The organism is Streptococcus parasanguinis (assembly GCF_001578955.1).
Taxonomy (GTDB): Bacteria; Bacillota; Bacilli; order Lactobacillales; family Streptococcaceae; genus Streptococcus; species Streptococcus parasanguinis_U.
The window spans coordinates 263,503-272,218 of the sequence record NZ_KQ969690.1 but is presented as its reverse complement, the minus strand read 5'-3'; the positions used below and the strand labels follow the sequence as shown (position 1 = coordinate 272,218).

Below are 8,716 nucleotides of genomic sequence, written 5' to 3'. Positions count from 1 at the left end.
TCTCATTTTGTCACCCTCCCAAAAAGACGCTCTTTCCAACTAATCGTTTTATTCTCTTCAGGAACCAAGAAGGCTCTCAATTCTGCCTCGAACTCTTCTAAAGTTAAATCGTGTCGGAAAGTTCCATTATAGGTCACAGAGATCCCGCCCGTTTCTTCTGATACCACAAAGGTAAAGGCATCCGAAACTTCAGACAAACCAATGGCTGCGCGGTGACGCGTTCCGAACTCTTTTGAAATTCCAGTGTTTTCGGTCAAGGGCAGGTAGGCACAAGAAACAGCGATTTTATCATTGCGGACAATGACGGCTCCATCGTGCAGAGGAGTATTAGGAATGAAGATATTAATCAGCAATTCTCCTGAAATTTCCGCATCTAGTGGAATCCCTGTGGAAATGTATTCCTGAAGGGTTCTGGCCCCTTGAATAGCTACCAAAGCACCAATCTTACGTGGGCTCATATAAGCCACTGCCTTAACATAGGCCTGTACCATTTTCTCTTCCTGACTGACTTCACTCGTCGTAAAAAATTCTGTCGCCCGACCTAAACGCTCTAAGCCAATCCGAATTTCAGGGGAGAAAATCACAACCAGCGCGATAACCCCATAGGTAATCACTTGATTGATCAGCCAAGAAATAGTCGTTAAACCCAAAAAATTGGCTAAAAATTGAGCCAAGAAAAAGATAATGACCCCACGCACCAAAATCATGATCTTGGTCCCGACGATGGCTTTGATCAAAAAATACAGCAACCAAGCCACCAGGGCAATATCGATGATATTGATAATAACACTCCACCAATTTGGGAACAAACTGGTCCAAAATTGTGGATTTGAAAACTGTTGAATATTCATATTCTCATACCTACCACTTCTCTAAAAGACATCATCTTATTATAACACGTTTCAACAGATTTTTCTGTAACCTTCTGATGCTTTTTATGATAAAATATGATTTATGAAGATAAATACAACCTTGGGCCTTCTGGCAGGAAAGCTTTCCGGCTCTATTCTAGAAAAGATGGGGCGGGGATCAACCCTACCAGGTAAAGTAGCCCTCAAATTTGATAAAGATATTCTCAGTCAACTGGCAAAAAACTATGAGATTGTTGTGATTACAGGGACAAATGGAAAAACCCTGACCACTGCGCTAACCGTAGGTATTCTCCAAGAAGCTTTTGGACCTATTTTGACCAATCCAAGTGGGGCCAATATGATCTCTGGGATTACAACGACCTTCTTACGTGCTAAGCATTCGAAAGCAAATCGACCGATTGCGGTACTTGAAATTGACGAGGCCAGCCTCTCTCGGATTTGTGATTATATTAAGCCCAGCCTTTTTGTGGTCACTAATATTTTCCGGGACCAGATGGACCGCTATGGAGAGATCTATACGACCTACCAAATGATTTTGGATGCTATTCACAAGGTCCCAACTGCAACAGTCTTGTTAAATGGTGATAGTCCGCTCTTTAATAGTCAGACCTTATCCAATCCGATCCAATATTATGGATTTGATACTGACAAATCAGAGCCACAACTAGCTCATTACAATACGGAAGGAATCCTCTGTCCGCATTGCCACAACATCCTCCAGTACAAGCTCAATACCTATGCTAATCTTGGGGATTATATCTGTGAGCACTGTGGTTTCCACAGGCCTTCTCTGACTTATGCCGTATCGGATCTCCTCTCATTAACCCAGCGCTCTTCCCAATTCCGGATCCAAGGGCAAGATTACCACATCAATATCGGTGGTCTCTACAACATCTATAATGCCTTAGCAGCTGTTTCCGTTGCTGGATTCTTTGGGGTTCAACCTGAAGTGATAAAGCAAGGATTTGATCGCAGTCGCGCTGTCTTTGGTCGCCAGGAAACCTTTAAGATTGGGGATAAGGAATGTACCCTAGTCCTGATTAAAAATCCGGTTGGTGCGACCCAAGCCATTGAAATGATCAAACTAGCCCCTTATCCCTTTAGCTTGTCGGTTCTCCTCAATGCGAATTATGCAGATGGGATTGATACCAGCTGGATTTGGGATGCCGACTTCGAGCAAATCACTCAGATGGACATTCCAGAGATCAACGCTGGCGGGGTGCGCCACTCTGAGATTGCTCGGCGACTTCGGGTCACTGGCTATCCTGCTGATCAGATCACAGAAATGGCTGAATTAAAAGAGGTTTTCCAACGCATCCAGCAACAAGAAACCCCTCACGCTTACATTTTAGCCACTTATACGGCCATGCTTGAATTCCGTGAGATTTTGGCCCAAGAACACCTGATTGAAAAGGAGATGCACTAATGACTTATACTTCTCTAGAATCTTCTGATCAGGCACAGTATCCTTACAGCCTGCGCATTGCCCATCTCTATGGCAACTTAATGAATACCTACGGGGACAATGGGAATATCCTCATGCTCAAGTACGTTGCAGAAAAACTTGGAGCCCATGTCACAGTGGATATCATCTCTCTCAAAGACCGGTTCGACCCTGATGCCTATGATATCGCCTTTTTCGGTGGAGGACAAGACTACGAACAGACCATTGTATCAGAAGATCTACCAGATAAAAAAGAAGACCTCGAGCGCTTTATTGATGAAGATGGTGTGATCCTTGCTATCTGTGGTGGCTTTCAGCTTCTAGGCCAGTACTACATTGAAGCTTCTGGCAAACGCATTGAAGGGCTCGGTATTATGGGCCACTATACGCTCAATCAAGTCAACAACCGCTATATTGGTGACATCAAAATCCATAACGAAGAATTTAACGAAACCTATTATGGTTTTGAGAACCACCAAGGTCGGACCTTCTTGGCAGAGGATGAAAAACCGCTGGGTAAGGTCGTCTATGGAAATGGGAACAACAAAGAAGATGGGTGCGAAGGGGTTCATTACAAGAACGTCTTTGGCAGCTACTTCCACGGTCCTATCTTGTCCCGAAATGCCAATTTGGCCTATCGCCTAGTGAGCACTGCCTTAAAAAATAAATATGGCAAGGACCTTTCCCTACCGGCTTATGAGGAGATTCTAAGTCTAGAGCAGCCGGAAGAATACGCTGATGTGAAAAGCAAGGCACCGACTGAACAATAAGGAGATAATGATGAACAAAAATAATCTACACTACATTGCTTTATTACTTTTAATTTTATTGATTGCTGGTATTTCCCTTGCAAACATGCAATCAGTCACTGTGAATTTCCTCTTGGTCCAATTTAAATTGCCCTTGATCATTCTGATCTTGCTCTGTGTCCTCTTGGGTGCATTTGTCATGACCTTGGTTAATTTTTCAAAGGGCTTCTCCCTAAAAAAAGAACTCAAGAGCACTCAAAAGCAACTGGAGGAAGAAAAGAAAGAAGTTAAAATAGAAGAAAAAAATAACAACTAAAAAAGCACCGAACGGTGCTTTTTTCATGCTTTTCTAATGACTTTTTGCATGCAATTTTTTTGCGACTACTTGTGCTAATAGTGAAAAGAGAATAACTCCAGCACCAATGAAAAGAAAAGATACCATGCGGACACTTGGTAACCAGGTCATCAAGCCTTTAGCCACAGGCATAAAGAGAATGGCTAATGTAAAAATGGTGCTTAAGACCCTGCCCAGATAGTCTCCTTCCACCTTTGTTTGCACTTGGGTAAAAAAGTGAATATTAAAAATCGTCATGAAGAGTTCACAGACTAAATTTCCAGAATAGGTAAGAAGGTGAGGAAGGGGCAAGCCCATCATGAAAACTCCCACTCCTGTTAAAATCAATAAGAAGAGAAGCATCTCCATGCTTGATTTAAATTTATTGGCAATCAAGGCTCCGATGATGGAGCCAATAGCCCCCAAGGTTAAGATGGTTGCATAAGCGCCCTTGACCCCGTAAAGGCGATTGGAAAAGGGAAGTAAAAACTCAAAAGCCGCAAAAAAGAAATTGACGCTGGAAGCCACCAATAGAAGGAAGAAAATCTCTTTCTGATGCCAGATATAGTGCAGTCCATCCTTGATATCCGAAAAAATATCTTTTCCCGTAAACCGTTTCTTTTCTTGAACTTTGGCTTCTTCTTTGGGAAGGAATGCCACTAGGACAAAGGCGATGAAAAAGGTCAGTGCATCCAGTAAGAGGGTCGCATGGAGACTGGCAAATTGTAAAACAAGGAAAGAGAACACAGGTGAGCTAACACCAACAACCTGTAAGACCAGCTCCAAGCTGGCATTATAGGTCACAATCTCGTCCTTCTCTACGACCTCAGTGATAATGGCTTTGTTGGCCGTACGAGAAAATGCAAAGGCAATGGCCTGAACAATATTGGCAACAATCAGGGCTGCAATCATCCAACGATCGTTCCTGATAAAAGAAATGCCCAAACAAAGGAGACCACAAACCAAGTCGGTTGTCATCAAAATCTTGCGTCGGGAAAAACGGTCTGAGATCACGCCACCAAATGGATTGACTAGAATGGAGGTGACAAGTTCAGAAATCTGATAAATCCCTAATACCGTCTTTCCCACCGTCCCCATCGAGGCCAGCCAAACACTATTCCCATAATCATAGAGCATATTTCCCATTCGATTGATTGCCCCACGAGCAATCAGCTGGATAGCATGTCGATTCATAAAAAACCTCCTTCATTTTCTGAAACTATTGTATCAGTTCATGAAAGAGGTTTTCATTTTGTCCCCTATTTGGGAAAATTAATGCTTTACAAATTTATCGAAGGATGCCTACTGTTCTTTTGATTGAAGCTGCTTAGCTACTAGCTGAGCCAAGAGTGAAAAGAGAATAACCCCAGCTCCAATCAAGAGAAATGATTCCATACGGACGCTTGGCAACCAAGTCATCAACCCTTTGGCGATGGGCATAAAGAGAACAGCCAAGGTATAAATTGTGCTCAATACTCTACCTAGATAATCATCTTCCACCTTGGTTTGTACTTGGGAAAAAACGTGGATGTCGAAAATGGTCACCAAAAATTCACAGACCAGATTTCCTGAAAAGGAAAGATAAGGTGGAAGGGGCAAGCCCATTATGAACACTCCTATCCCTGCCAAAAGCAGTAAAAACAGGAGAATTCTCATACTTGATTTCATTTTATTGGCAACAAGTGCTCCTAGAATAGATCCAATAGCTCCCAGCGTTAAAATGGTCGCATAAGCTCCTTTAACCCCGTATAGACGATTCGAGAAGGGAAGTAAAAACTCAAAAGCTGCAAAAAAGAAATTGACGCTAGAAGCCACTAATAAGAGAAAGAAAATCTCTTTCTGATGCCAGATATAGTCTAACCCATCCTTGATATCAGAAAAAATATCTTTCCCGGTAAACTGTTTCCTCTCTTGCACCTTAGCTTCTTCTTTCGGAAGGAAAGCCACTAGAACAAAGGCAATGAAAAAGGTCAGCGCATCCAGTAAGAGGGTCGCATGAAGACTGGCAAATTGTAGAACTAGGAAAGAAAAAACAGGTGAACTGACACTAACAACCTGTAAGACCAACTCCAAGTGAGCATTATAGGTTACAATCTCTTCTTTCTCCACAACTTCTGTGATAATAGCTTTATTGGCAGGTCGAGAAAAACCAAAGGCAATGGCCTGAACAATATTGGCAAAAATAAGAGCCGCAATCATCAAGCTATCATTTGTGATAAAAGAAATCGCCAAACAAAGGAGTCCACAAACCAGGTCGGTCGTCATCAAAATCTTGCGACGAGAAAAACGGTCTGAAATCACTCCTCCAAAAGGATTCACGAGAATCCCTGTCACTAACTCAGAAATCTGATAGATCCCTAATACCGTCTTTCCTATAGTCCCCATCGAGGCCAGCCAGACACTATTCCCATAGTCATAGAGCATATTTCCAATTTTGTTAATCGCTCCACGACTAATTAATTGGACCGCATGTCGGTTCATAAAATCTCCTTTATCTCTGTCCTATTTAGGAACATTCATCTATTACAAATTTATCAAAGTGTTCTTGATAATAGGCCACCTGCTCTGGCAGTCCCAGCACATCAAAAATATGCATGGCTTCCTGCATTTGCTGCCGGCCTTCTTCTGTTTGCCCCTTCTGATACAGGGCAAATCCCTTGAGATAATGAAAGATATTGCGTTCGTAGAGCTTGATGCTCTTCCCGATAATCTTTTCTACATAGGCTTCAAAATAACTGGCATTTTCAAAAGAACGATGTTCTAAACAATGCTGGTAACAATTCAGGGCCAGAATTAAGACCAATTTTCGATGGCGACCAATTTCTTTGTAGAAATCTTCACGCTCCATCACTTCTCTCCCAAGGCGAGCAACATAGTCCACATCATAAAAGCTGTAGAGATTGCCAAAGAGGATCAACTCATACATGGTCCACTCTTCCGTTTGAAAGAGATAATCCGCCACCTTATCCAGATCACGCTGCTTCATGGTGTAGCTGGCATCTCTCTGGCAAATCAGACCTTGTAGCAGGATCCAGTTCAGCTCAAAATAGAGAGGATTGGTGGAATGTTTGGCTTTTTCAAGTTGTTCTCTTTGAAGCTTTTTAAAACCTGCAATATCATTTGAGTAGTAAAGCGGAATAATCTGAGCCATTAAGGCGACATGCTCATGGTGTTGAAAATTTCTGGCCTTATCCATAAAATTCTCAATTGTCACATGGATATTGTCCAAAATGTCAAAGAAGCGAGAAGCAGCCAGATCCGACTCCCCCAATTCAAAACGGGATAACTGGGAGGTCGAGCAAGCTTCTCCTGCAGCTTCTTTTAACGAATAATTTTTACTGATTCGAAATTCACGAAAAACTTTTCCAAGATCTTCCATCTATTCCACCTGCTCTGACAGTTCTGCCCATTCTTCCATGACTGCTTCCTGCTGGACAGTTAGTTGATCCAGCTCGCTTTGCAGTTGAACTAAGTCAGCTGCATCATTGGTGCTATGCATGGTTTCGGTGATGTCTTGGATTTTTTGATCCAGCTCTTCCATCTCCGCTTCCAATTGCTCAATGCGACGAGTGATTTTCCGGAGTTCCTTCTGGTTTTGCTTCTGCAAGTGATAGTCATTGCTAGCGACTTCTTCCATCGAAGAAACAGGCACTGCTTCTGCTTGTGCTGCAGCAAGAGCCTCTAACTCAGCTTTTTTCTCCAGATAATAGTCATAGTCTCCTAGATAAAGAGTTGAGCCCTCTTCTGAGAGTTCCAAGACTTGTGTAGCCACCCGATTGATAAAGTAACGGTCGTGGCTGACAAAGAGCAAGGTCCCATCAAAATCAATCAAGGCATTTTCCAGCACTTCCTTGCTATCGATGTCCAAGTGGTTAGTCGGCTCGTCGAGAATCAAAAAGTTGTTATTTTCCATAGACAACTTGGCTAGAAGCAAGCGCGCCCGCTCTCCACCCGACAGCATGCCGACGGTTTTCTTGACATCATCCCCAGAGAAAAGAAAGGCTCCTAGGCGATTGCGGATTTCTACTTCTGGCGTCAGTTTAAAGTCATTCCATAGCTCATCCAAGACACTGTTGTGTGGCGTCAGTTTACTTTGGGTCTGGTCATAATAGCCCACCTCGACATTGGCCCCAAAACGGGCTTCTCCCTTGATAAAAGGAATCTGCCCAACGATGGACTTGATTAAGGTCGATTTCCCGATTCCATTTGGTCCCACAATGGCGACTGCATTCATCTTGCGGATATCCAGATTGATAGGCTCTGATAGGATTTGATCGTCATAGCCGACGGCTGCCTCTTCTACTGTCAGGACGACATTGCCCGATGTCTTATCGGAATGGAAGGTCATATGGGCAGACTTGCTCCCAGCTTCAGGCTTGTCTAGGCGCTCCATTTTTTCCAACTGCTTGCGCCGAGACTGGGCTCTCTTGGTAGTCGACGCCCGCACCAAATTGCGATTAACAAAGTCTTCCAGCGCCGCGATTTCTTTTTGTTGCTTCTCGTAGTTCTTGGCTTCGGTCAGCAATTTTTGCTCTTTTTGCTCCACAAAACTGGAGTAATTACCGACATAGCGATCTAAGGAATGCTTGGTCAAGTCCAGTGTAATGGTGGCGACCTTGTCTAGGAAATACCGGTCGTGGCTGACAATGAGAAGAGCTCCGCTATAATTAACCAAGTAATTTTCCAACCAGGCGATGGTCTCAATATCCAAGTGGTTGGTTGGCTCGTCCAGTACCAAGAGATTTGGTTTTTCTAAGAGCATCTTGGCCAGAGCTAGACGGGTATTTTGCCCACCAGACAGCTCTTCAATCTTCATCTGCCACATGGACTCATCGAACTTGAAGCCGTTGAGAATCGCACGGATATCTGCCTCATAGGTAAAACCACCTGCCTGACGGAATTCTTCCGATAGACGGTCATAGTCCTGCATGAGTTTTTCTAGGTCAGCCCCAGTTTTTTCACCCATCTCAAGCTCCATCTGCCGCAAAGTTTTCTCCGTTTTACGGAGGTCTTCAAAGACATGGAGCATCTCATCGTAGATGGTATTGGACGACTCAAAGCGGCTATCCTGGGCTAAATAAGAGAGAGAAAGGTCACGCTTTTTATTGATTTCCCCAGAAGTCGGCTCTTCTTCTCCCACCAAGATTTTTAAGAGTGTTGACTTACCGGCTCCGTTCTTTCCAACCAGGGCAATCCGGTCCCGTTCATCCACTTGCAGGCTGATATTATCAAAAAGAACCTCCCCTGCAAAAGAGCGTTCAATTTTGTTGGCTTGTAAAATAATCATGTCCCTATTTTACTATCTTTTTCCTAGATT

8 protein-coding genes are annotated in these 8,716 nt (G+C 43.4%); 3 read left to right on the top strand and 5 right to left on the bottom strand.

Annotated elements, in window-relative coordinates; all coding sequences use genetic code 11:
- Positions 1-2: 2 nt before the first annotated feature.
- A complete protein-coding gene (cdaA, locus tag SPADD19_RS05140; RefSeq protein ID WP_061455438.1) occupies positions 3-851 on the bottom strand; it encodes a diadenylate cyclase CdaA in 849 nt (282 codons plus the stop codon).
- Positions 852-954: 103 nt separating this feature from the next.
- Between cdaA and murT the strand changes: the two genes are divergently transcribed.
- The 3 genes from murT to SPADD19_RS05125 are packed head-to-tail and all read left to right on the top strand — an operon-like array spanning position 955 to position 3,381.
- On the top strand, positions 955-2,298 hold the full coding sequence (murT, locus tag SPADD19_RS05135) for a lipid II isoglutaminyl synthase subunit MurT (RefSeq protein ID WP_061455437.1): 1,344 nt from the start codon (positions 955-957) through the stop codon (positions 2,296-2,298).
- The gene (gene gatD / locus SPADD19_RS05130) at positions 2,298-3,086 is read left to right on the top strand and encodes a lipid II isoglutaminyl synthase subunit GatD (protein ID WP_061455436.1); all 789 of its coding nucleotides are present in this window, start codon (positions 2,298-2,300) and stop codon (positions 3,084-3,086) included. Before murT ends, gatD begins: the two co-directional genes overlap by 1 nt.
- 10 nt (positions 3,087-3,096) lie before the next feature.
- Positions 3,097-3,381, top strand: a complete 285-nt coding sequence (locus tag SPADD19_RS05125; RefSeq protein WP_024056107.1) for a lipopolysaccharide assembly protein LapA domain-containing protein — start codon at positions 3,097-3,099, stop codon at positions 3,379-3,381.
- Between the two features lie 33 nt (positions 3,382-3,414).
- Here SPADD19_RS05125 and SPADD19_RS05120 read toward each other — a convergent pair whose 3' ends face one another.
- The 4 genes from SPADD19_RS05120 to SPADD19_RS05105 form a co-directional block, all read right to left on the bottom strand.
- Positions 3,415-4,593 (bottom strand): MFS transporter, encoded by a 1,179-nt coding sequence (locus SPADD19_RS05120; protein WP_061455435.1) that lies wholly within the window; start codon positions 4,591-4,593, stop codon positions 3,415-3,417.
- Positions 4,594-4,701: 108 nt separating this feature from the next.
- Entirely contained in the window at positions 4,702-5,880 is a 1,179-nt protein-coding gene (locus SPADD19_RS05115; RefSeq protein ID WP_061455434.1) for an MFS transporter, read from the bottom strand.
- A 25-nt stretch (positions 5,881-5,905) separates the two neighbouring features.
- Positions 5,906-6,778, bottom strand: coding sequence for an XRE/MutR family transcriptional regulator (locus tag SPADD19_RS05110; RefSeq protein ID WP_061455433.1), 873 nt, complete (start codon positions 6,776-6,778; stop codon positions 5,906-5,908).
- Positions 6,779-8,686: an ABC-F family ATP-binding cassette domain-containing protein gene (locus SPADD19_RS05105; RefSeq protein ID WP_061455432.1), complete on the bottom strand. Its 1,908-nt coding sequence runs from the start codon at positions 8,684-8,686 to the stop codon at positions 6,779-6,781. It abuts the gene before it with no gap.
- Positions 8,687-8,716 lie beyond the last annotated feature (30 nt).

What these genes read in the sequence shown, in the direction of transcription:
- cdaA (WP_061455438.1), bottom strand. Translation starts at nt 851, where the DNA reads ATGAATATTCAACAGTTTTCAAATCCACAATTTTGGACCAGTTTGTTC.
- murT (WP_061455437.1), top strand. Translation starts at nt 955, where the DNA reads ATGAAGATAAATACAACCTTGGGCCTTCTGGCAGGAAAGCTTTCCGGC.
- gatD (WP_061455436.1), top strand. Translation starts at nt 2,298, where the DNA reads ATGACTTATACTTCTCTAGAATCTTCTGATCAGGCACAGTATCCTTAC.
- SPADD19_RS05125 (WP_024056107.1), top strand. Translation starts at nt 3,097, where the DNA reads ATGAACAAAAATAATCTACACTACATTGCTTTATTACTTTTAATTTTA.
- SPADD19_RS05120 (WP_061455435.1), bottom strand. Translation starts at nt 4,593, where the DNA reads ATGAATCGACATGCTATCCAGCTGATTGCTCGTGGGGCAATCAATCGA.
- SPADD19_RS05115 (WP_061455434.1), bottom strand. Translation starts at nt 5,880, where the DNA reads ATGAACCGACATGCGGTCCAATTAATTAGTCGTGGAGCGATTAACAAA.
- SPADD19_RS05110 (WP_061455433.1), bottom strand. Translation starts at nt 6,778, where the DNA reads ATGGAAGATCTTGGAAAAGTTTTTCGTGAATTTCGAATCAGTAAAAAT.
- SPADD19_RS05105 (WP_061455432.1), bottom strand. Translation starts at nt 8,686, where the DNA reads ATGATTATTTTACAAGCCAACAAAATTGAACGCTCTTTTGCAGGGGAG.